Raw genomic sequence first — 20,687 nt, forward strand, 5'->3', positions numbered from 1 at the left:
GCGGTTACGTTGCCGGTGCCGAGACTGCGGTTACTGATGCGTACGGCGCGAACTTCGTCAGAAACCGTCGTCTCGGTGGTCTCGGCAAGCCTTCGGCGGTCGCGCGTCAGGCGATCGTGATCGAATCGACGACCACCGGATCGGTTGGCCGGTCGCTGCGGTCGGTCGCGGTGGTCGCGATGGCGTCGACGACCTTCCGCGACTCCGGGTCGACGACCTCACCGAAGATTGTGTGCTTGCGATTGAGGTGCGGGGTCTTGGTGACCGTGATGAAGAACTGCGACCCGTTGGTCCCGGGTCCCGCGTTGGCCATCGCCAGCAGGTAGGGCCGGTCGAACTGCAACTCGGGGTGGAATTCGTCCTCGAACTTGTAGCCCGGCCCGCCGCGACCCGTACCGGTGGGGTCGCCGCCCTGGATCATGAAGCCGTCGATGATGCGGTGGAAGACCACGCCGTCGTAGAAGGGTCCGGACGTGCCGCCCGATGCGTTCTCACCGCTGTAGTCCTTGGTCCCCTGCGCCAGGCCGACGAAGTTGGCCACGGTCTTGGGCGCGTGGTTACCGAAGAGTGCGATCTTGATGTCGCCGCGATTGGTGTGCAGTGTCGCAGTCGCTGTCTGAATGGGGCTCGTCACGGGATGTCAGTGTGCCACGCCGCGTTCGGTGCCCTTCCGGCACCGTTGGGTTCGGGTAAATGGCAGTCTGTTGTGGTCGCACCCCGGCCGCGAGAAAGGCACGCCCATGAGCACCAGGACCGAGATCCGGTTGACCCCCGGCCAGCGGTTGAGCCGCGGCCTGAAGTACACGGCGGTCGGGCCGGTCGATGTCACGCGAGGCGCTCTGGGTCTCGGAGTCGACGGCGTGCAGTCGTCGGCGGCGTGGGTGGGGGACCGGTATCGCCGGGGCCGCATCAAAGCTCAGCTGAGCGAGGATCTGGCCGCCGCGCAACAGGCGATCGCCCAGGAGCTCGCCGCGGCGCAGGAAGCCGTTTCCCAGGTGTTGCAAGGGACGGCTCCCACGCGTGCTGTCAAGGCCAGCCAGCGGAGGCGCCGGCTCTTGTTGGCGGCGGCCGGTGTCGTCGCGGTGGCCGGGGGAGCGGTCGCGTTCTCGATCGTGCGCCGGTCGACGCAACCCGAGCCCTCGCCGCTGCCGCCGAGTGTGGAAGTGACGCCGAAACCCTGAGCGATCTCAGGCGGCCGGGAATCGAAGTGGAGCCTAGGAGAATCGAACTCCTGACATCTACCTTGCAAAGGTAGCGCTCTACCAACTGAGCTAAGGCCCCTGGTCTGCAGGCGGCGCGTCGGGCGCCGCGTGCCACACCTCGATGCCGTGGCGCGAGCGCCAGACCGCGACGGTGACTGCCGCGGCGATCGCCGTGGCGATCAGCAGCACCCGCCTCATGGTGTGAACCTTTCCGTGGGGCTAGGAGGACTCGAACCTCCGACCTCTTCGTTATCAGCGAAGCGCTCTAACCGCCTGAGCTATAGCCCCGTACCGGCTCCGATGGCCGAGCGACGAGATTACCGCAATCGTGGGCTCGCGCCCAAACCGCGGTGTAGGCCTCAGTTCCGTCGGCGGGCCGACAATCAATCCCGGTCGGCGAGCGTGACTTCCACGCCGCCGACCAAGTCTGTGGTCAGGTTGTAGATGAACGCGCCGATGGTCGCCATCGCGGTCAGCAGCACGATGTTGACCAACCCGATGAGCGTGGCGCCGCCGAAGATGGTTCCGCTGGACACCAGCTCGCCGCCGGAACCACCGCCCGCGCTGGTGAGCAAGTCACCGACGTTGGTGTTTAGCTTGCTCCACACGCCCATGCCGCCGAGCACGAGGTACAGGAACGCGACGGCGATCATCCACACGAAGAACAGCGCGACCGACAGCACCGCCGACACCTTGAGCGTGCTCCACGGGTCGATCCGGCGGATCTGCATGCTGGCCCGCACCGGGCCCTTGTGCCGGGCGCCGACCTGGACGCGAGCCCCGACCGGGGGCCGGCTTCCCGGTTCCGGGTGCGGGCGGTCGGCGGGCTTGCGCTGCTGCGCCGGACGCGGCATCGGCCCGGAGAGGTCCGGTAGCTCGCTGGCGTACGCCTCAGGCCGTGGCGACTCGGACCGCTCGCTGCGCGCCGGCACCTCTTCAGTCGGCGTCGAACCGCCCACCATGAAGCGGTTCGGTCGGCCACCGACATTCGGGGAGTTGTTCGGATTGCCGCGCTGGTCCTCGGCCGTCCGCTCGGGTGGATGCCCGTCGTCGCCCTGGCTGCCCTCGCGCGGGCCCGGCCCAGGAGCCCGCCTCGGTGGCTCCGGAGGCCGCTGACCCGGCTGTGCGGTCCGCGCCGCCGCGGGGCCGCGCTGCCACGGCGGCACCTCGGCGCGGTCGGGAACCTCGGACCGCGTGCCGAGGGCGTCCTGGTTGGTCGCGGAGCCGTTGGCGCCGCCTGGACTGTCGCCCCCGCGGGGGCGTCCCGGCTCGTTCGGTGAACTCACCTACGGCTCCTCACTGGTCCCGTCCCCGGATCAGGCACCGGGGTCGGTGTTGACCTCGTCGGTGCTGTCGCCTTCCTCCGCGTTGCGCGCGATGGCTATCAGTGTCGTGCCCTCACCCAGGTTCATCAACCGAACGCCCTTGGTTTGCCGCCCGGCCTTGCGAACCTGGCGAGCCGCCGTCCGGATGACGCCCCCACCGGAGGTGATGGCGTACAACTCTGTGTCGTCATCGACGATCAACGCACCCACAAGATTGCCACGGCGCTTGTCGAATTGGATCGTCAGTACCCCTTTACCGCCGCGGCCCTGTACCGGGTACTCCTCGATCGCGGTGCGCTTGGCGTATCCACCGGAGGTTGCGACCAGCAGATACGTATCCGGCCGCACCACGTTCAGCGACAGCAGCTCGTCGTCCGTGTTGAACCGCATGCCCTGCACACCGGAGGTCGCCCGACCCATCGGCCGCAGCGCCTCGTCGGTTGCCGAGAACCGGATGGACTGACCCTTGGCCGACACCAGCAGCAGGTCGTCGTCGGCCGAGCACAACACCGCACCCACGAGTTCGTCGCCGTCGCGCAGGTTGATCGCGACGATGCCGCCGGAGCGGTTGGAGTCGAAATCGACCAGCCGCGACTTCTTCACCAGACCGTTGCGGGTGGCCAACACCAGGTACGGCGCATCCTCGTAGGTCTTGAGCTGGATGACCTGCGCGATCCGCTCTTCGGGCTGGAACGCCAGCAGGTTCGCCACATGCTGGCCCCGCGCGGTGCGCGACGCCTCGGGCAGTTCGTATGCCTTGGCGCGATAGACCCGGCCCTGGGTGGTGAAGAACAGGATCCAGTCGTGCGTCGAGCAGACGAAGAAGTGGTTGACGATGTCGTCCTGCTTGAGCCCGGCGCCCTGCACGCCCTTGCCGCCGCGCTTCTGGCTGCGGTACAGGTCGGTCTTGGTGCGCTTGGCGTAGCCGGTCTCGGTGATGGTGACGACGACGTCCTCGCGGGCGATCAGATCCTCGTCGGCGACCTCACCGTCGGCGGCCACGATCCGGGTGCGCCGGTCGTCGCCGTACTTGTCGACGATCTCTTTGAGTTCGTCGCGCACGATCGCGCGCTGCCGCTCGGGCTTGGCCAGGATGTCCTCGAGGTCGGCGATTTCTGCCTCGATCTTGGCCAGGTCGTCGACGATGCGCTGCCGTTCCAGGGCGGCCAGGCGGCGCAACTGCATGTCCAGGATCGCCTGGGCCTGGATGTCGTCGATGTCGAGCAGCTCGATCAGGCCCTGGCGCGCCGCGTCGACGGTCTCCGACGCCCGGATCAACGCGATCACCTCGTCGAGCGCGTCGAGCGCCTTGACCAGACCGCGCAGGATGTGGGCCCGCTCGTTGGCCTTGCGCAACCGGTAGCGGGTGCGCCGCACGATCACGTCGAGTTGGTGATTGACGTAATGGCGGATCAGCTGGTCGAGGCGCAACGTCCGCGGAACGCCGTCGACGATGGACAGCATGTTGGCCCCGAAGCTGGTCTGCAGCTGGGTGTGCTTGTAGAGATTGTTGAGCACCACCTTGGCGACCGCATCGCGCTTGATCTCGATGACGATGCGCAGTCCGACGCGGTCGCTGGACTGGTCCTCGATGTTGGAGATCCCACCGAGCTTGCCGTCGCGGACCTGCTCGGCGACCGAGGTGATGAAGTTGTCGTGGTTGACCTGATACGGCAACTCGGTGATGACGATCCCGGTGCGGCCGCGGCTGTCCTCCTCGATCTCCACCACACCGCGCATGCGCACCGACCCGCGGCCGGTGGTGTACATGTCGCTGATGCCCTGGGACCCCACGATCAGGCCCGAAGTGGGGAAGTCCGGACCTTTGACGCGGTCGGTGACGGCGGCCAGCGTGGCCTCCTCGTCGGCGTCGAAGTTCTCCAGGCACCAGTACACCGCGTCGGCTAGCTCACGCAGGTTGTGCGGCGGAATGTTGGTGGCCATACCGACGGCGATACCGCCCGAACCGTTGGCCAACAGGTTGGGGAACCGGCTCGGCAGTACCGTGGGCTCCTGCACACGCCCGTCATAGTTCGGGATGAAATCGACTGTCTCCTCGTCGATTTCGCGCAGCATCTCCATGGCCAGGGGAGTGAGCCGCGCCTCGGTGTTGTGGCTGACGAAGCCGTTCGTGATGAACGAGTGGTCTGCCGTATCGACTCGCAGGCTGTACACGGGCTGCACGCCCGCGTCAGTCACCGATGCCACACGGGCGTAGAAGAACCGACCGTCGGTGAGTTCCTGAGCGATCGCCCGGACGTCTGGATCGGCGATACGGCCGAGAATCTCAGCGCCATCGCGCTGCCAGCGAGACAGCCGATCGATGTTGTGTCTGTTCAGCCAGTCCCTATCGACCCAGCGGCTACCGCTATGCTTGCGAACAAATTGCGCGAGACCTGGGACGTAGTCACCGTCCCGGCCGGCTGCCGCCTTGGGAAGTGCGTCCAGTAACCGCTGCAGCTTTGCCTGCTTCATTCCGCCGAATCCAAGCTGCGCAGCGAACAGTTCTGCCTGCGCCCTGCTTGTCAGCACGACTTTGTGCTCCCCGGTCGCGTGTACGTAGCGGCGCGAGATCACCCCGAATTCCAACAGCATCTGCTGGATGTCCTTGGCAAGGCGTCCGCTGCGTGTCGAATACGAGACCTGAATCATGTTACGCGGCAGCGCAGAACACGATCCGTCTCCCTCGAACAGCGCCTGCAAGAACACTCGTTTAACGGCAGCCGGTGCATTCCACAGCCATTCCGGCACCGCCTTGTCGGCCGAGCGCTGCCCCACCAATTCGCCGAGTCGGGTCTTCTTCAGCGCAGTGAGGTTCTGTATGTCGAGCTCGTGGAGCACGGAGCCCGAGGCGATCGTGCGCGACGATACGTAGCGCCGACCACCGACAATTGTGTCGTAAGCAGTCAGGACGGCGTTGAAGAAATCGCGGTCCAGATTGTTGAAACCAGCACGGGTTTCCGATACGAAACCCTCGCTGATGAAGGCTCCGAGCAGTAGCGCCTCCAACGTGTCCTGCCAGTCCGCGGGACCGAACTCCGTCGGCGCGGTGCGCTGGAGAACTACGTAGTCGCCCGGTCGAACTTCTTCGGTCAGTTTCCATAGCAGCGTCGGCACACCACCCACGTCAACGAGGCATAGCAACGGGTGGTTGGCAGTGCCCGTGACCTCATAACCCTCTGCGGTGCGGACGGTGTATGTCTCATGTTCGCCGGAATGGAACAATTTGTCGGCAATCACGGGATTCCCGTGCCGGTCGAGGACCTTGAGATCAATGCTGTTGTCCGAGTTCGGATGGGCTCCGGCGACGACGTCACCGATGCGAACCGATTGCCCAAACGGCAAGCGCACCAATGCGTCGCCCGTCAGGCAATAGCGCATGGCCGCAGGTGGGTCGTTGCCCGGCGAGCCGAAGTTGCCCTGCCCGTCGACCAGCGGGTAACGCAGTGACCATGGCTGGGCCATCCGGACCAGGGTGTCGTAGATCGACGCGTCACCGTGCGGGTGGTAGTTACCCATCGTTTCGGCAACGGAGCGTGCGGATTTCGCGTGGCTGCGGTCCGGACGGAAGCCGGAGTCGAACATCGCGTAGAGCACCCGGCGGTGCACGGGCTTGAGGCCGTCGCGCACCTCGGGCAGCGCGCGCCCGACGATCACGCTCATCGCGTAGTCGATGTAGCTGCGCTGCATCTCCTGCTGGATGTCGACCGGTTCGATGCGATCGCCTGCTTCGTCGCCGGGCGGCAACGTCGTGTCAGTCATCAGTCAGCCTTAGTATCGGGTTGAATTTGCGCCGGTGTCCTTGTCGCTAAACATCAAGGAAGCGAACGTCTTTGGCATTTCGTGTGATGAAGCTGCGGCGAGCCTCGACGTCCTCGCCCATCAGGATCGAGAACAGCTCGTCGGCGGCCGCAGCGTCGTCGAGGGTCACCTGCCGCAGCACCCGCACCGACGGGTCCATCGTCGTCTCCCACAGCTCCTTGGCGTCCATCTCGCCCAGACCCTTGTACCGCTGGATGCCGTCGTCGGGGTTGATCTTCTTGCCCGCCTTGCGACCCGCCTCGAGCAACCCGTCGCGCTCGCGGTCGGAGTAGGCGAATTCCGGCTCGCTGCGCTGCCACTTGAGCTTGTAAAGCGGCGGCTGCGCGAGGAACACATGGCCGTTTTCGATGAGCGGTTTCATGAACCGGAATAACAGCGTCAACAGCAGCGTCGAAATGTGCTGGCCGTCGACGTCGGCGTCGGCCATCAGCACTATCTTGTGATAGCGCAGTTTCGAGATGTCGAACTCGTCGTGGATGCCGGTGCCCAGCGCGGTGATGATGGCTTGGACCTCGGTGTTCTTCAGCACCCGGTCGATGCGGGCCTTCTCGACATTGATGATCTTGCCGCGCAGCGGCAGGATCGCCTGAAACATCGAGTCACGGCCGCTCTTGGCCGAGCCGCCTGCCGAATCACCCTCCACCACATACAGTTCCGACTTGCGCGGATCGGTGGAACGGCAGTCGGCGAGCTTTCCCGGCAGACCGCCGATGTCGGTGGCGCTCTTGCGGCGCACCAGTTCCCGTGCCTTGCGCGCGGCGATCCGGGCCTGCGCCGACGAAACCGCCTTGTTCACAACGGTCTTAGCCTCAGCGGGGTTCGCGTCGAACCAGTGAGTCAGCTCCTCGTTGCAGATCTTCTGCACGAATGACTTGACCTCGGTGTTGCCGAGTTTCGTCTTGGTCTGGCCTTCGAACTGCGGTTCGGCGACCTTCACCGAGATCACCGCGGCCAGCCCCTCGCGGATGTCGTCACCGGTGAGGTTCGGGTCCTTGTCCTTGAGGAGCTTCTTGTCCTTGGCGTACTTGTTGACCACCGACGTCAATGCGGCCCGGAAGCCTTCCTCGTGGGTACCGCCCTCGTGGGTGTTGATGGTGTTGGCGAAGGTGTGTACCGACTCGGAATAGCCCGCGTTCCACTGCATCGCGATCTCGACCTCGTGGCCGGGACCCTTGCCGTCGAAGTCGATGATGCTCTGCTGGATCGCCGTCTTCGTCCGGTTGATGTGCTTGACGAAGTCCACCAGACCGCCGGGGTAGTGGAAGACACGGTGCTTGACCTTGTGCGGCTTCGAGTTCTCGGCGGCCTTCTCGTCGGCGCTCTTGGGCGCCTCGGCGGTATCGCTGACCACCTCGTCGACGACCTCTTCGGCGGTCACCCGCTCGTCTATCAGCTCGATGGTCAGGCCCTTGTTGAGGAACGCCTGCTCCTGCAACCGGCGAGCGACCGTCTCGAAGTCATATTCGGTGGTCTCGAAGATGTCCGGGTCGGCCCAGAACCGCACCGTCGTGCCGGTCTCCTTGGTCTTGCCGCCCTGCTTGAGCTCACCGGGCACCGAGCGGTCGTAGTACTGGAACCACTCGTAGCCGTCCCGCAGGATCGTAACCTCGACCCGCCTGGACAGCGCGTTGACCACCGAGACACCGACGCCGTGCAGACCGCCCGAGACTGCATATCCGCTGTTCTCGCCGCCGAACTTGCCGCCGGCGTGCAGTTGGGTCATGACGACGTCGACGGTCGGGATGCCCGCCTGCTTGTGTTTCTCGACGGGGATGCCGCGCCCGTCATCGGTCACGCTGACGCTGCCGTCGGCGAGGATCTTCACGTCCACCCGGGTGGCGTAGCCGGCCATCGCCTCGTCGATCGCGTTGTCGACGACCTCCCAGATCAGGTGATGCAGACCACGCTCGCCGGTGGACCCGATGTACATGCCCGGACGTTTGCGGACGGCTTCGAGACCCTCGAGAATGGTGATTGCATCGGCGCCGTACTCCTTAGGAGCACTCTTCTTCTGGGCAGCCACGTTGGACGGGTCTCCTTGGTCTCTTGCCGGGAAAGGCGGGCGCGGCGGTCGACCACCGCCTGCGGATCTGCCTTCCATCCTACCGGCAGAGCTTGACAGCACCGACTCTGAGGCGGCGTTTCTGCACACCTATTTGGGCCGCCTGTGGAATTTCTCGATCTCGGGAGCCTGAAGACGCTTGAGAACTAGGATTGCGGCGTTCTCGCGCCATTCAGGCAACGGCGGTTCCCGCCGCTATCCATATGTGTCGCGCGGTCCTCTGCCGGCGATGTGGTAGCGGCCCTTGCGCCACGACGGCGCGACCGGGCCGACGATTCTCAGCGATTTGACGACGCCGTCGCCCACCGCATCCGCAATCTTGGCCAACACCTGCGCCTGCACCATCCGCAACTGCGTCGCCCACGCGGTGGACTCCGCCGAGATGGTCAGCACACCATCATTCAGGGAGGTCGGCGTCGCGTGCGCGGCAATGCCCTCACCGACCACACCGGTCCAGCGGCCGAACACCGTGCCCTCGGCGACGCGGCCGGACCATCCGCGGTTGCGGGCCAGATCACTGGCCGCGGGTCCGAACGGCTGGGGATCGCGTGAGTCCGGGCCGGGACCCGACCACCGCCGACGACTGTTACCGGCGATCCTTCGAGGCGCCGCGCCGCGACCGCGACCGACCTCCTTACCTTGGCTGCGTGCCGCACCGCGCGCCTCCTCGAGCGTGCGCCGGACCAGATCCATACCGCGCAGGTTCGCCAGGTGCTCGGGCGGCCTCACTTCATCGTCGGGCGACGTCACCGCTCCACCCCCGAAATTCGTCCGGAATCCTCGTCGCGCATCGTCACTCCAATCCTGCGCGCATCCCAGTCCGCCGGGACGTCCTCTGAGACCGCGGCGGTGACCAAGACCTGCTCGGCCGAGGCCGCGACGGCTGCCAGTGCCTGCCTGCGCGCCTTGTCCAGTTCGGCGAACACATCGTCGAGTAACAACACCGGATCGCTCCCCTCGGCGCGTAGTAGCTCGTAGGCGGCCAACCGCAACGACAACGCCATCGACCATGATTCCCCGTGGCTGGCAAAGCCTTTGGCGACCTGATCGCCCAATCGCAGTTCGAGGTCGTCGCGGTGGGGCCCCACCAGGCATATGCCGCGTTCCAATTCGGTGTCGCGCCGGCGCGCCAACGCATCGAGCAGGGCGGCCTCGAACATCTCCGCATCAGCGGTGCCTACCGCCGCCTCTGCTTCCACCACGTCCACACCGCTGCGGTAGCGAATCCCCGCGGGCCGCGACGACGGCGCCAGCAGTTGGTATGCCTTCTCCACCTCGGGGGCCAGTTGGGTGGCCAGATCCACCCGTGCCGCGATGAGCTTCGCGCCCTTCTCGGCGAGGTGGCCGTCCCACACGTCGAGGGTGTCGAAAACGCTTCGGTCACCGCGGAATCGAGCACCGGATGCCGTCTTCAGCAGCGCGGTCCGCTGGCGCAGCACCTTGTCGTAGTCCGCGCGGATCGCGGCGACCTGCGGACGCCGGGTGGTGGCGAGTTCGTCGAGATATCGGCGCCGCTCACCGGGGTCGCCACGCACCAGCGCCAGGTCCTCCGGGGCGAACAGCACGGCCTGCAGCACGCCGAGAATCTCGCGGGCGGAGCGAACGGGGGAGCGGTTGATACGTGCCTTATTGGCACGCCCGGCCGTGATCTCCAGGTCCACCGACAGTTCCCGGCCTTCGTTGACGACGATGGTCGACACCACCGCGCGTTCGGCGCCGGTCCGGATCAGGGGAGCGTCGGTGGCGACCCGGTGTGATCCGAGCGTCGACGAATACCACAGCGCCTCAACGATATTCGTCTTACCGAAGCCGTTCGGGCCGACGAATACAGTGCGGCCTGGTTCGAGATCCAGTTCGAGGCGCGGCCACGATCGAAAGTCGGTCAACGCCAGGCGGCGGACGTACACGACGCGACCGCCTACCCCGACTCGCTGACTCGCTTGACCGCGTGCCCACCGAATTGGTTGCGCAGAGCAGAGACCGCCTTCATCGCGGGCGAGTCCTCCTGCCGCGAGGCGAAGCGCGCAAACAGCGACGCCGCGATCACCGGCATCGGCACCCGATGGCTGATGGCTTCCTCGACGGTCCACCGGCCCTCACCGGAATCCTCGGTGTAGCCGCTGATCTCACCGAATTCGGGGTCTTCCTTCAGCGCCTTGGCCAACAGCTGCTGCAGCCAGGACCGCACGACGGTGCCGTTGCTCCACGCCTGGATGACGGCCTGGGTGTCGGTGATCAGTTCTTCGGCGGCCAACAACTCATAACCCTCGGCGTAGGCCATCATCAAGCCGTACTCGATGCCGTTGTGCACCATCTTCGCGTAATGGCCCGCACCGACCGGCCCGGCGTGCACGAACCCGTCTTCGCGCGGCCCCGGCGGTCGCAGCGTGTCGAAGATCGGCATCGCGCGTTCGACGTCGGCGTCGCTGCCGCCGACCATCAGGCCGTAGCCTTCCGTCAAACCCCACACACCGCCGGAAACACCGGCGTCGATGAAGGTAATTCCCTTGTCACCCAACAACTTCGCGTGTGGGCCGTCCTCGGTGTAGCGCGAATTTCCGCCGTCGATCACCAGGTCGCCCTCGCCGAGCTCTTCCGCGAGGGCGGCGATGGTGTCGTGGGTGATCGGTCCCGAGGGCACCATGACCCACACCACCCGCGGGGCGACGAGGGCCTCGGCCAGCGCCGCGAGCGTGGGCACGTCGGTCACTTCCGGTCTCGGGTCATAACCGACGACCTCATGGCCTCCTTCGCGCAGACGCTCGCGCATGTTGAAGCCCATTTTGCCGAGACCGACCAGGCCGAGTTGCATGTGTGCGCCCCTTCCGTGGCGTCGGGCCGGTCAGCCAGGTAGGCGCACCGGCATCAGCAGGTAGACGTAGTCGGTCTGCTGGGCGGGGAACGGTCCCGTCGCACCGACATCTGCGTCGTCGTCATTGGCCGGACGCAACACCGCGGGACGGCTGGGCGTCGTGAAACCGAAGGTAACCCGCTCGGAATGCAACGAGCTCAGGCCGTCGGTCAGATACGTGGGGTTGAACGCGATGGTCAGTGGATCGCCGGCGAAGCTGACCGGAAGATCCTCCTCCGCGCGGCCCACGTCGTCGGCGCCCGCCGACAGGTGCAGCGAGTCCTCGGAGAATTCCATCCGCACCTGGGCGCCGCGATCGGCCACCAGCGCCACACGCTTGATGGCCTCGGTGAGTTCACCGACACCGATCGTGGCCATCGCGGTGTGCTCGGTGGGCAGCAATTGCCTGAATTTCGGGAACTCCGCATCGAGCAGACGAGTGGTGCTGCGCTTGCCCCCGCTGCTGATACCGAGCAGGCCTTCCTTGCCGACCGCCGATCCGGCACCCAGCGACAGGTGCACGTCGCCGCCATCGGAGCCGGCTTTGGCCGCTTCCGAAAGTGTCTTGGCGGGCACCAGCACGGCGGCTTCCAGGTCAGGCCCGGCCGTGGACCACGTCAATTCGCGGACCGCGAGCCGGAACCGGTCGGTGGCGGCCAAAACGACCTTCTCCCCGGCGATTTCGACGCGGATACCGGTCAGCATCGGCAGCGTGTCATCGCGGCCGGCCGCGACGGCGACCTGGCCGATCGCCTCGGAGAACAGTTCGGCGGACACCACGCCGGTCTCGTCGGGCAGTGCCGGCAGCGTGGGGTAGTCCTCGACGGCCATCGTCGGTAGCGAGAAGCGCGAACTACCGCACGTAAGCGACACCCGCGTGCCGTCGACGCTGACGTCGATCGGTTTGGCGGGCAACGCCCGCGTGATGTCGGACAACAGCCGACCGGAAACCAAAACGCTGCCGGGTGAAGCGATCTCGGCGGGCACCCGCACCTCGGCGGAAACCTCGTAGTCGAATCCGGAGATCGTCAACCCGTCCTCGGAGCCGGTCAGCAGGACGCCGGCGAGCACTGGGACCGTGGGCCTGGTGGGCAGATTGCGGGCCACCCATGCCACGGCTTCGGCGAAGTCTTCACGTACCAGACGGAACTTCAGATCGGTGACACCAACCGTTGTCGTCGCCACGTCCATAGGGTCCCTTCGATCACAATCACGACAAGCCTCAACAGCGGTTTCCCGGTGTCTCACCACGCGTCTCAACGATGCGTCCCCGACGACGGTAACGGCTGTGCTGAATCACCGTAGAGCTTTCCGCCCCAACTTGAAAGCTAATCGATCGGGGTGACATCGAGGCCCTTCGGCCGCTGGGACCGTCGATGGTTCCGTGCTTCCCCAAGTGCCTTCTTCGAAGGAGATTCTTCAGAGATATACAAGCAACAGTATTAGGGCCTGTGGAGACTGGGGATGAATACATGTCAGCGCTGCTTACGGGCGTAGGCGGCTGTGAGGTAACTGTGGATGACCGCGGCGCCGGGCGGGACAGACTGTGGAGATGCTGGAGGTTGTGTAGCAATCGGGTGGCAGTTCGGCCGTTGATCCCAGGTTCTCCACACCGGTGTGCACAACGCCTCGCTGTGACTGGCGATGCCAGCGGTACAGAAGATTTTTGACGAAATTTCTGTCGGGACGGCCGCATCCGGACGCGAACGAGCGCGACAGCAGGGGAGTGGGGCGAAGTGAGTCAGCGCTTGGAGCGTTGACGGATGCGCGTCGTGAGTTCTTTCACGTGATCGAAGACCTCACGCCGCTCGGCCATCTCACCGCGAATCTTCTTCTCCGCGTACATCACGGTGGTGTGGTCACGGCCGAACGCCTGCCCGATCTTCGGCAGGGACAGGTCGGTCAGCTCGCGGCACAGATACATGGCGATCTGACGCGATTGTGCGAGCGCGCGGGTCTTACCGGGGCCGCGTAACTCCTCGACCGTCGTCTCGAAGTACTCGGCGGTGGCGGCCATGATCGCCGCGGTGCTGATCTGCATGGTGCTGGCATCGGAGATCAGATCGCGGAGCACGATCTCGGCCAGCGACTTGTCGATCGCGGTCTTGTTCAACGACGCGAACGCGGTGACCCGGATCAGGGCGCCTTCGAGTTCGCGGATGTTGCGCTCGATGCTGCTGGCAATGAGCTCGAGGACGTCGTCGGGCACATCGAGACGGTCCATCTGGGCCTTCTTGCGCAGGATTGCGATGCGCGTCTCCAGCTCCGGGGGTTGGACGTCGGTGATCAGTCCCCACTCGAAGCGGGTGCGCAACCGGTCCTCGAGGGTCGCCAACTGCTTGGGCGGCCGGTCCGACGAGATCACAATCTGCTTGTTGGCGTTGTGCAGCGTGTTGAAGGTATGGAAGAACTCCTCTTGGATACCTTCCTTGCCTTCGATGAACTGGATGTCGTCGACCAACAACACGTCGATGTCGCGGTAGCTGCGCTTGAACGAGGCCTTGCGGTCGTCGCGCAGCGAGTTGATGAAGTCGTTGGTGAATTCCTCGGTCGACACGTACTTGACGCGCATCCCGGGAAACAGCCGCTGGGCGTAGTTGCCCGCCGCGTGCAGCAGGTGGGTCTTGCCCAGCCCGGACTCACCCCAAATGAACAACGGGTTGTACGCGCGCGCGGGGGCCTCGGCGATCGCGAGCGTCGCCGCGTGAGCAAACCGATTCGAGGCGCCGATGACGAACGTGTCGAAGGTGTAGCGCCGGTTGAGGTTGACTGCCGTCGGGTCGTCGGTCAGCGTGTTCGGTGGCCGGCTGGTGAAGTAGGTCGGCCAACTTTCCTCGGCGCTGACCCTGGCTTCGAGATCCTCGTCGACTTCGTCGGGTTCACCGACGGCCGAGAGTCCGCTGAGCGGACCATCGGTGTCGTCGGGCCCGGGGTCGGCAATGCGCACACCCAGTTCGACGCGCTGTCCGAGCTGGCGGCTCAACGCGGTGATGATCGGCTCCCGCAGATGACGTTCGATCTCGTTCTGCACGAACGGGGTGGGCACCGACAGCAGGGCAAAGCCTTCGGTGATCACAAGGGGTTTGACCAGCTTCAACCAGGCTCGTTGCTGAGGAGTGAGGCCCGGACCCGCCATGTCGCCACCCGCACCTGCGGGGCTGCCGTTGAGTTCGGCGACCACGGTGTTCCACACGGCCACGAACGGGGGGTCGGGGTCAGCTGTCAACGACGACTACCCCCTTGCGGCCGGCCCAGAGACGACCAAAGGAACGATGACGATCTGTCCACAAAGTTATCCACAGGCTGTGGAGACTGGACAGTCGTCGTCGTTCTGTTTTCTACCGGCGGGGAGGCCGCGGGTCGGGCCACATCACAGATGTGAGGCATCCTGTGGGCTCACGACTGGTCGGGCATCCTCGCTTCGTTGTCCGTCGCCGTTTCGTTATCGAACGGCACTGGCAGAAGCTAACAGTTTTCTTCGCGGGTGCCAACCGTTCTGCAACATTGCGTGGACGGATATTTTCCGCTGTTGGTCGGGGGTGACGCGTGTTGCAAATGTGGCTGTCCACACTGACATTCGGCCAGGTTTGACCCAGCGAAATCTCCTCAGTACCCTCGAACAGTCGCCCGTACGAGGCGATACGGCTGCGACCCGGGCATCGACCGGGGGCCGCGCCGGCTAGCAAGATGGACGAGCTTACCAACGGCAACTGCGTCCAAACCGATTCGTACGTCGTCGGTGGGGGCTGCGGGTGCCAGACGCAACAAGGAGACAGCCGTGGCCAAGGGCAAGCGGACCTTCCAGCCGAACAACCGGCGCCGGGCGCGCGTGCATGGCTTTCGGCTGCGGATGCGCACCCGGGTAGGCCGTGCGATCGTCACGAACCGCCGGAGCAAGGGTCGGCGCAAGCTGACTGCGTGACTCCCACGTGACTTCGAGCGGGAGTTGACGCTGGTGCTTCCGGCGCGGTACCGCATGACGCGTTCGACGGAGTTCGGAAACACGGTCAGCCGAGGGGTGCGCGCTGTGCAGCCCGATCTCGTCGTGCACGCCTTGCGGTCCGACGAGGCCTCAGAGCCCGGACCCCGGATCGGACTGGTCGTCTCCAAAGCCGTCGGCACCGCGGTGCAACGCCATCGTGTCGCGCGGCGGCTGCGCCATGTTGCGCGATCCCTCATCGATGAGCTGGACCCCGCCGATCGTGTGGTGATCCGCGCCCTGCCCAGCAGCCGGCATGCGATATCGGCCCGACTCGAACAAGAATTGCGCACCGCGCTTCGCCGAGTCAGACACGGCTCCGAGGCCGCCCGGTGAAGACGGGGCTGAGGTCGGCCGGGGCGCGGACGGCGCGCGCCGTCATCTTCGTGATCCAGCTGTACCGCCACACCATCTCGCCGTTGCGGCTGCCGACGTGTCGATTCACCCCGACCTGTAGCCAGTACGCCGTCGACGCATTGACCGAGTATGGGCTGGTGCGCGGCGGTTGGCTCGCGATGGTACGGCTGTTGAAATGCGGGCCGTGGCATAGGGGAGGATGGGACCCGATCCCGGACCGCCCGGCAGCCGGCGGACACGGCGACGAAAACGTGGCGGGCGCTCCCGCGGACGAGTCTTCAGAGGATCGGAACACCACTGCCGACGTCAGTGGCGGCCATCCAGCATTGCGAGCAGGAAGCGAGACGCGTGTTTAACTGGTTCAGCCTCGACATCATCTACTACCCGGTGTCGGCGATCATGTGGGTCTGGTACAAGCTGTTCGCCTTCCTGTTGGGTCCGTCGAACTTCTTCGCTTGGGCGCTTTCGGTGATGTTCCTGGTGTTCACCCTGCGCGCGATCCTCTACAAGCCGTTCGTGAAGCAGATCCGGACCACGCGCCAGATGCAGGAGCTGCAGCCTCAGATCAAGGCGCTGCAGAAGAAGTACGGCAAGGACCGTCAGCGTATGGCGCTGGAGATGCAGAAGCTCCAGAAGGAACACGGGTTCAACCCGATCCTCGGCTGCCTGCCGATGCTCGCTCAGATTCCGGTTTTCATCGGGCTGTTCCACGTGCTGCGGTCGTTCAACCGCACCGGCGGCTACGGGATCGGAGCCCAGCACCTGGATCCGGCGACGAACCGGTCGCTGCCCAACTACGTGTTCAGCGCCACCGACGTCGGGCACTTCCTGGACGCCCATCTGTTCGGCGCGCCGATCGGTGGGTGGATGATCCAGACGACGGGCCTAGACGCGTTCAAGGAGTTCAACCGTGCGTCGGTGATCGCCGTCGGTGTGCCGATCATGATCCTGGCCGGCGTCGCGACGTACTTCAACAGCCGGGCCTCGGTGGCGCGGCAGAGCCCCGAAGCGGCAGCCAATCCGCAGACGGCGTTGATGAACAAGCTGGCGCTGTACGTGTTCCCGTTCGGCGTCGTCGCCGGCGGGCCGTTCCTGCCGCTGGCCATCATTATGTACTGGCTCGCGAACAACATCTGGACGTTCGGTCAGCAACATTATGTGTTCGGCAAGATCGAGAAGGAAGAAGAGGCGAAGAAGCTCGAGGCGCAGGAGCGGCAGGCGAAGAACGCACCGCCGCCGGGGGCCAAGCCGAAACGCACCCGCAAGAGTCAGACGGGGAAGGCCTCCGAGGTTTCTGAGCCGGCGTCGAGCGACGAGCCCGAAAGCATCGAGGCCGCGTCTGAGAACGGCGCGGCGTCCGAGAAGCCGACGGGCAGCAGCCCGGGCAAGGCCGCGAGCGGCGCGGCGAACCGCACGCCGCGACCCGGGGCGAGCCCGCGACCCGGCGCGCGATCCAAGAAACGTAAACGGTGACCGGGCGAGCCCGGTGGGATGAGGAGAGAAGGACATGACTGACGCCGAGACGACCGAGCGCGACGAAATCGTCGATGAGGACAGCAATGCCTCCGCGCCGGTAGCCGAGGACGATCTGGAAGAGAAGCTGGTCGCCGAGGGGGAGATCGCGGGCGACTATCTCGAGGAGTTGCTGGACCTGCTCGACTTCGACGGCGACATCGATCTCGACGTTGAGGGGGACCGCGCGGTCGTGAGCATCGACGGCGGCGCCGACCTGAACAAGTTGGTGGGCCGCAAGGGCGAAGTGCTCGACGCGTTGCAGGAACTGACGCGGCTGGCCGTGCACCAGAAGACGGGGGAGCGCAGCCGCCTGATGCTCGACATCGCACGCTGGCGGCGCAGGCGCCGCGACGAGCTGGCCGCGCTCGGCGACAAGGTGGCGCGCCGGGTGCTCGAGACCGGCGAGCGCGAAGAGCTCGACCCGATGACGCCGTTCGAGCGCAAGATCGTGCACGACGCGGTGGCGGCCGTCGACGGCGTCCACAGCGAGAGCGAGGGCGTCGAGCCGTCGCGCCGCGTGGTTGTCCTCGCCGACTGACCCAGAGTTACAACTGTGTAGTTCATTGTCGTCGTCGGTCCGACGCGACGATCCGGAGGATGTTTCACGTGAAACATGGGGATGTGTCGGCGCCGCCGGACGTGGCCGCCTCCTTGTTCAAGGAGCGCCTCGACCGGACCCAGCGATACGCCGCGACGCTTGCGGGCGCAGGCGTCGAGCGCGGGCTGATCGGTCCGCGGGAAGTCGAGCGAATCTGGGAGCGTCACATCCTCAACAGCGCGGCGCTGTCCGAACTCGTCGGGCTGGACCAGAGAGTCGCCGACATCGGTAGTGGCGCGGGGCTTCCCGGGATACCGTTGGCGTTGGCCCGACCCGACCTACATGTGACGCTCATCGAACCACTCCTCCGCCGCAGTGAGTTCTTGCGCGAGATGGTCGACGAACTCGGAATCGACGTCACGGTCATTCGCGGGCGGGCCGAGGAGCCGGGGGTGAGGAAGCAGTTGGGGGAGACGGACGTAGTGGTGTCCAGGGCGGTGGCCTCCCTGGACAAGCTGACCCGATGGAGCATGCCGCTCCTTCGCGTCGACGGCCACATGCTCGCCTTGAAGGGTGAGCGTGCCGAAGAGGAGATCCGCGACCACCGGCGTGTGATGGCGTCGCTTGGCGCGGCCGATGTAAGGGTGATGAGGTGTGGCGCGAACTACTTGGATCCACCCGCGACCGTCGTCGTGGCACGGCGGGAGAAGACGGTAACGCACCGGCCAACGGGCAGGAGACGAGGATGAGCGCATCGCAGAACGGGGTGCAGGCACCCGCGGAATCCGTTGGTCAGCCCGCGAATGTTTCACGTGAAACCGGCGTGATCGCTGTCGGACGCGCAGCCCGAACGGCCGATGTTTCACGTGAAACCTCGCCGCGCACCACTGACACCCAAAAGGAGAAGTGGCCGGAGAAGGCGGAGCAGGACCGATGGGAGGATCCCGTCGGTCTCGATACACCGATCGGCGCCGAGGCCGAGCGTGCGGTGCGACTGCTCCACGCCGCGTCGAAGGGCAGCCTTCCGCGGCCTGATCGGCAGCGCGTGTTCACGATCGCCAATCAGAAGGGTGGGGTCGGCAAGACGACCACGGCCGTCAACATCGCGGCGGCGCTCGCATTACAGGGACTGCAGACGCTCGTCATCGACCTCGACCCACAGGGCAACGCGAGCACGGCACTGGGCATCGAGCACCGGCCGGGGACGCCGTCGTCATATGAGGTCTTGATCGGAGAGATCCCGCTGCGCGATGCGCTGCAACGCAGCCCGCACAACGAACGGCTCTACTGTGTGCCCGCGACCATCGACCTGGCCGGCGCCGAGATCGAGTTGGTGAGCATGGTGGCCCGCGAGGGCCGCCTGCGCACGGCGCTGGCGTCGCTCACGGAGTTCAACTTCGACTACGTGTTCATCGACTGTCCGCCGTCGCTCGGCTTGCTCACCATCAACGCGTTCGTCGCGGCGCCCGAGGTGCTGATCCCGATCCAGTGCGAGTACTACGCACTGGAAGGTGTCGGCCAGCTGATGCGGACCATCGAAATGGTCAAGGCCCACCTCAATCCGCAACTCGACGTGACCACGGTGATCCTGACGATGTACGACGGCCGAACCAAGCTCGCTGACCAGGTGGCCTCCGATGTGCGGGCCCACTTCGGCGACAAGGTTCTTCGCACCGTCATCCCGCGCAGCGTCAAAGTGTCCGAGGCGCCCGGTTACGGGATGACGATCCTCGGCTACGACCCGGGCTCGCGCGGAGCGATGAGTTATCTGGACGCCAGCCGCGAGATCGCCGATCGCGGTCAGAATCGAAACAACCGATGAGCGTTTGCGGAGAAAGGCAGAACGTACCGATGAGCGCTTACGCGAAGAGGAGCAGACGATGAGCCAACCCACACGCAAGCGCAGCGGTCTCGGCCGTGGCCTGGCTTCGCTCATCCCCACCGGCCCAGCGGACGGCGACCAGTCCGGGCTCGGTCCGCGGATGGGTGACGCGGCCGCCGATGTCGTGATCGGCGGGCCGTCCAACGGTGTGGTGAACGAGGTCGGCGCGGTGTACCGCGAGATCGACCCGGCATCGATTGAGCCGAACCCGCGGCAGCCGCGCCAGGTCTTCGACGAGGAGGCGCTCGCCGAGCTCGTCCACTCGATCCGCGAGTTCGGCCTAATGCAGCCGATCGTCGTGCGCGCGCTTCCGCAGCCCGAACCTGGAGGTGCCCGCTTCCAACTCGTGATGGGGGAGCGGCGCTGGCGCGCGGCCCAGGAGGCCGGCCTCGCCACCATCCCGGCGATCGTCCGTGAGACTACCGACGACAGCATGCTGCGCGACGCGTTGTTGGAAAACATCCACCGCGTGCAACTGAACCCGTTGGAGGAGGCGGCCGCCTATCAGCAGCTGCTCGACGAATTCGAGGTCACCCACGATGAACTGGCGTCGCGGATCGGGCGCTCGCGTCCGGTGATCACGAACATGATCCGGTTGCTGCGCCTGCCCATCGCCGTGCAGCGCCGGGTCGCCGCCGGGGTGCTCTCCGCCGGACATGCGCGCGCTCTCCTGTCGCTGGAAGGCGGACCGGAGAAGCAGGAGGAGCTCGCCGCGCGCATCGTCGCCGAGGGGCTGTCCGTGCGAGCGACCGAGGAAGCGGTCACGGTGGCCAACAGCGCGGGCCCGGCGGCGCCGGCCGCGCCCAAGCGCAAGCCGATCAACATGCCGGGCCTCCAGGACGTTGCCGAGCGGCTGTCCACGGCGTTCGATACGCGAGTCACGGTCAGCCTCGGCAAACGCAAGGGCAAGATCGTGGTCGAATTCGGATCAGTCGACGATTTGCAGCGCATAGTCGAACTGATGAGCGCATCCGAACGGTGACCTACCACACCGGGTAATTACGTCACTGTGACACAACCCGGGCCTCATCGCCGTGATCGCCGCCTTCGAAGGAAACCACCTGTGACACAACGCGTTTCGCCGCTCCGTGCGAGAGGCACCCGAATCGGAGCGTCGAGGTGTCCGCACCCTTCTATTCTGGAGGGGCAGCTAT

19 protein-coding genes and 2 tRNA genes are annotated in these 20,687 nt (G+C 65.7%); 9 read left to right on the plus strand and 12 right to left on the minus strand.

Annotated features, from left to right (window positions below):
• Positions 1-106: 106 nt before the first annotated feature.
• Entirely contained in the window at positions 107-634 is a 528-nt protein-coding gene (locus AAHH99_RS03910) for a peptidylprolyl isomerase (RefSeq protein ID WP_418767453.1), read from the minus strand.
• 106 nt (positions 635-740) lie between these two features.
• On the opposite strand from AAHH99_RS03910, the gene cwsA reads away from it, so the two are divergent.
• The gene (gene cwsA, locus AAHH99_RS03915; RefSeq protein ID WP_418767454.1) at positions 741-1,181 is read left to right on the plus strand and encodes a cell wall synthesis protein CwsA; all 441 of its coding nucleotides are present in this window, start codon (positions 741-743) and stop codon (positions 1,179-1,181) included.
• Positions 1,182-1,208: 27 nt separating this feature from the next.
• On the opposite strand, the gene AAHH99_RS03920 is transcribed toward cwsA, so the two are convergent.
• From AAHH99_RS03920 to dnaA, 11 genes are all read right to left on the minus strand, one after another.
• Positions 1,209-1,281: transfer RNA gene (locus tag AAHH99_RS03920), tRNA-Ala, on the minus strand.
• On the minus strand, positions 1,272-1,400 hold the full coding sequence (locus tag AAHH99_RS03925; protein WP_255392538.1) for a hypothetical protein: 129 nt from the start codon (positions 1,398-1,400) through the stop codon (positions 1,272-1,274). Before AAHH99_RS03925 ends, AAHH99_RS03920 begins: the two co-directional genes overlap by 10 nt.
• Positions 1,401-1,416: 16 nt before the next feature.
• A tRNA-Ile gene (locus tag AAHH99_RS03930) sits at positions 1,417-1,490 on the minus strand.
• 95 nt (positions 1,491-1,585) lie between these two features.
• Positions 1,586-2,488, minus strand: coding sequence for a DUF3566 domain-containing protein (locus tag AAHH99_RS03935; RefSeq protein ID WP_418767455.1), 903 nt, complete (start codon positions 2,486-2,488; stop codon positions 1,586-1,588).
• A 30-nt stretch (positions 2,489-2,518) separates the two neighbouring features.
• The gene (gyrA, locus tag AAHH99_RS03940; RefSeq protein WP_418767456.1) at positions 2,519-6,289 is read right to left on the minus strand and encodes an intein-containing DNA gyrase subunit A; all 3,771 of its coding nucleotides are present in this window, start codon (positions 6,287-6,289) and stop codon (positions 2,519-2,521) included.
• A gap of 46 nt (positions 6,290-6,335) precedes the next feature.
• Positions 6,336-8,372: a DNA topoisomerase (ATP-hydrolyzing) subunit B gene (gene gyrB, locus AAHH99_RS03945; protein ID WP_418767457.1), complete on the minus strand. Its 2,037-nt coding sequence runs from the start codon at positions 8,370-8,372 to the stop codon at positions 6,336-6,338.
• A 234-nt stretch (positions 8,373-8,606) separates the two neighbouring features.
• Positions 8,607-9,161 carry a DUF721 family protein gene (locus AAHH99_RS03950; RefSeq protein WP_418767458.1) on the minus strand — a complete coding sequence of 185 codons (555 nt, stop codon included), beginning with the start codon at positions 9,159-9,161 and terminating at the stop codon, positions 8,607-8,609.
• Positions 9,158-10,318, minus strand: a complete 1,161-nt coding sequence (recF, locus tag AAHH99_RS03955) for a DNA replication/repair protein RecF (protein ID WP_418767459.1) — start codon at positions 10,316-10,318, stop codon at positions 9,158-9,160. The genes AAHH99_RS03950 and recF overlap by 4 nt, the downstream gene beginning before the upstream one ends.
• 11 nt (positions 10,319-10,329) lie before the next feature.
• Positions 10,330-11,223 (minus strand): phosphogluconate dehydrogenase (NAD(+)-dependent, decarboxylating), encoded by an 894-nt coding sequence (gene gnd / locus AAHH99_RS03960; protein ID WP_066840976.1) that lies wholly within the window; start codon positions 11,221-11,223, stop codon positions 10,330-10,332.
• Positions 11,224-11,253: 30 nt separating this feature from the next.
• Complete coding sequence (dnaN, locus tag AAHH99_RS03965) at positions 11,254-12,453, minus strand: DNA polymerase III subunit beta (protein WP_418767460.1); 1,200 nt, start codon at positions 12,451-12,453, stop codon at positions 11,254-11,256.
• Between the two features lie 550 nt (positions 12,454-13,003).
• Positions 13,004-14,488: a chromosomal replication initiator protein DnaA gene (gene dnaA / locus AAHH99_RS03970; RefSeq protein ID WP_418767461.1), complete on the minus strand. Its 1,485-nt coding sequence runs from the start codon at positions 14,486-14,488 to the stop codon at positions 13,004-13,006.
• A 552-nt stretch (positions 14,489-15,040) separates the two neighbouring features.
• Between dnaA and rpmH the strand changes: the two genes are divergently transcribed.
• Genes rpmH through AAHH99_RS04010 form a run of 8 tightly spaced genes read left to right on the plus strand, consistent with a single transcriptional unit; the run spans position 15,041 to position 20,515 of the window.
• Positions 15,041-15,184, plus strand: coding sequence for a 50S ribosomal protein L34 (gene rpmH, locus AAHH99_RS03975; RefSeq protein ID WP_418767462.1), 144 nt, complete (start codon positions 15,041-15,043; stop codon positions 15,182-15,184).
• Positions 15,185-15,217: 33 nt separating this feature from the next.
• Positions 15,218-15,577, plus strand: coding sequence for a ribonuclease P protein component (gene rnpA / locus AAHH99_RS03980; protein ID WP_418767463.1), 360 nt, complete (start codon positions 15,218-15,220; stop codon positions 15,575-15,577).
• A gap of 8 nt (positions 15,578-15,585) precedes the next feature.
• Complete coding sequence (yidD, locus tag AAHH99_RS03985) at positions 15,586-15,954, plus strand: membrane protein insertion efficiency factor YidD (protein WP_418767595.1); 369 nt, start codon at positions 15,586-15,588, stop codon at positions 15,952-15,954.
• Positions 15,947-17,071: a membrane protein insertase YidC gene (gene yidC / locus AAHH99_RS03990; protein ID WP_418767464.1), complete on the plus strand. Its 1,125-nt coding sequence runs from the start codon at positions 15,947-15,949 to the stop codon at positions 17,069-17,071. Before yidD ends, yidC begins: the two co-directional genes overlap by 8 nt.
• A gap of 34 nt (positions 17,072-17,105) precedes the next feature.
• Complete coding sequence (locus AAHH99_RS03995; protein WP_418767465.1) at positions 17,106-17,651, plus strand: protein jag; 546 nt, start codon at positions 17,106-17,108, stop codon at positions 17,649-17,651.
• Positions 17,652-17,710: 59 nt separating this feature from the next.
• Positions 17,711-18,400 (plus strand): 16S rRNA (guanine(527)-N(7))-methyltransferase RsmG, encoded by a 690-nt coding sequence (rsmG, locus tag AAHH99_RS04000; RefSeq protein WP_418767466.1) that lies wholly within the window; start codon positions 17,711-17,713, stop codon positions 18,398-18,400.
• Positions 18,397-19,473 carry a ParA family protein gene (locus AAHH99_RS04005; protein ID WP_418767467.1) on the plus strand — a complete coding sequence of 359 codons (1,077 nt, stop codon included), beginning with the start codon at positions 18,397-18,399 and terminating at the stop codon, positions 19,471-19,473. Before rsmG ends, AAHH99_RS04005 begins: the two co-directional genes overlap by 4 nt.
• Positions 19,474-19,531: 58 nt before the next feature.
• Positions 19,532-20,515 carry a ParB/RepB/Spo0J family partition protein gene (locus AAHH99_RS04010; protein WP_418767469.1) on the plus strand — a complete coding sequence of 328 codons (984 nt, stop codon included), beginning with the start codon at positions 19,532-19,534 and terminating at the stop codon, positions 20,513-20,515.
• Positions 20,516-20,687 lie beyond the last annotated feature (172 nt).

This window comes from Mycobacterium neumannii, assembly GCF_048452905.1.
GTDB lineage: Bacteria > Actinomycetota > Actinomycetes > Mycobacteriales > Mycobacteriaceae > Mycobacterium > Mycobacterium neumannii_B.

Excerpts from the sequence above, each read along its gene's own strand:
- AAHH99_RS03925 (WP_255392538.1), bottom strand. The coding sequence starts at position 1,400 with ATGAGGCGGGTGCTGCTGATCGCCACGGCGATCGCCGCGGCAGTCACC.
- gnd (WP_066840976.1), bottom strand. The coding sequence starts at position 11,223 with ATGCAACTCGGCCTGGTCGGTCTCGGCAAAATGGGCTTCAACATGCGC.
- AAHH99_RS04010 (WP_418767469.1), top strand. The coding sequence starts at position 19,532 with ATGAGCCAACCCACACGCAAGCGCAGCGGTCTCGGCCGTGGCCTGGCT.
- dnaN (WP_418767460.1), bottom strand. The coding sequence starts at position 12,453 with ATGGACGTGGCGACGACAACGGTTGGTGTCACCGATCTGAAGTTCCGT.
- cwsA (WP_418767454.1), top strand. The coding sequence starts at position 741 with ATGAGCACCAGGACCGAGATCCGGTTGACCCCCGGCCAGCGGTTGAGC.
- AAHH99_RS03995 (WP_418767465.1), top strand. The coding sequence starts at position 17,106 with ATGACTGACGCCGAGACGACCGAGCGCGACGAAATCGTCGATGAGGAC.
- rsmG (WP_418767466.1), top strand. The coding sequence starts at position 17,711 with ATGTTTCACGTGAAACATGGGGATGTGTCGGCGCCGCCGGACGTGGCC.
- AAHH99_RS04005 (WP_418767467.1), top strand. The coding sequence starts at position 18,397 with ATGAGCGCATCGCAGAACGGGGTGCAGGCACCCGCGGAATCCGTTGGT.
- gyrA (WP_418767456.1), bottom strand. The coding sequence starts at position 6,289 with ATGACTGACACGACGTTGCCGCCCGGCGACGAAGCAGGCGATCGCATC.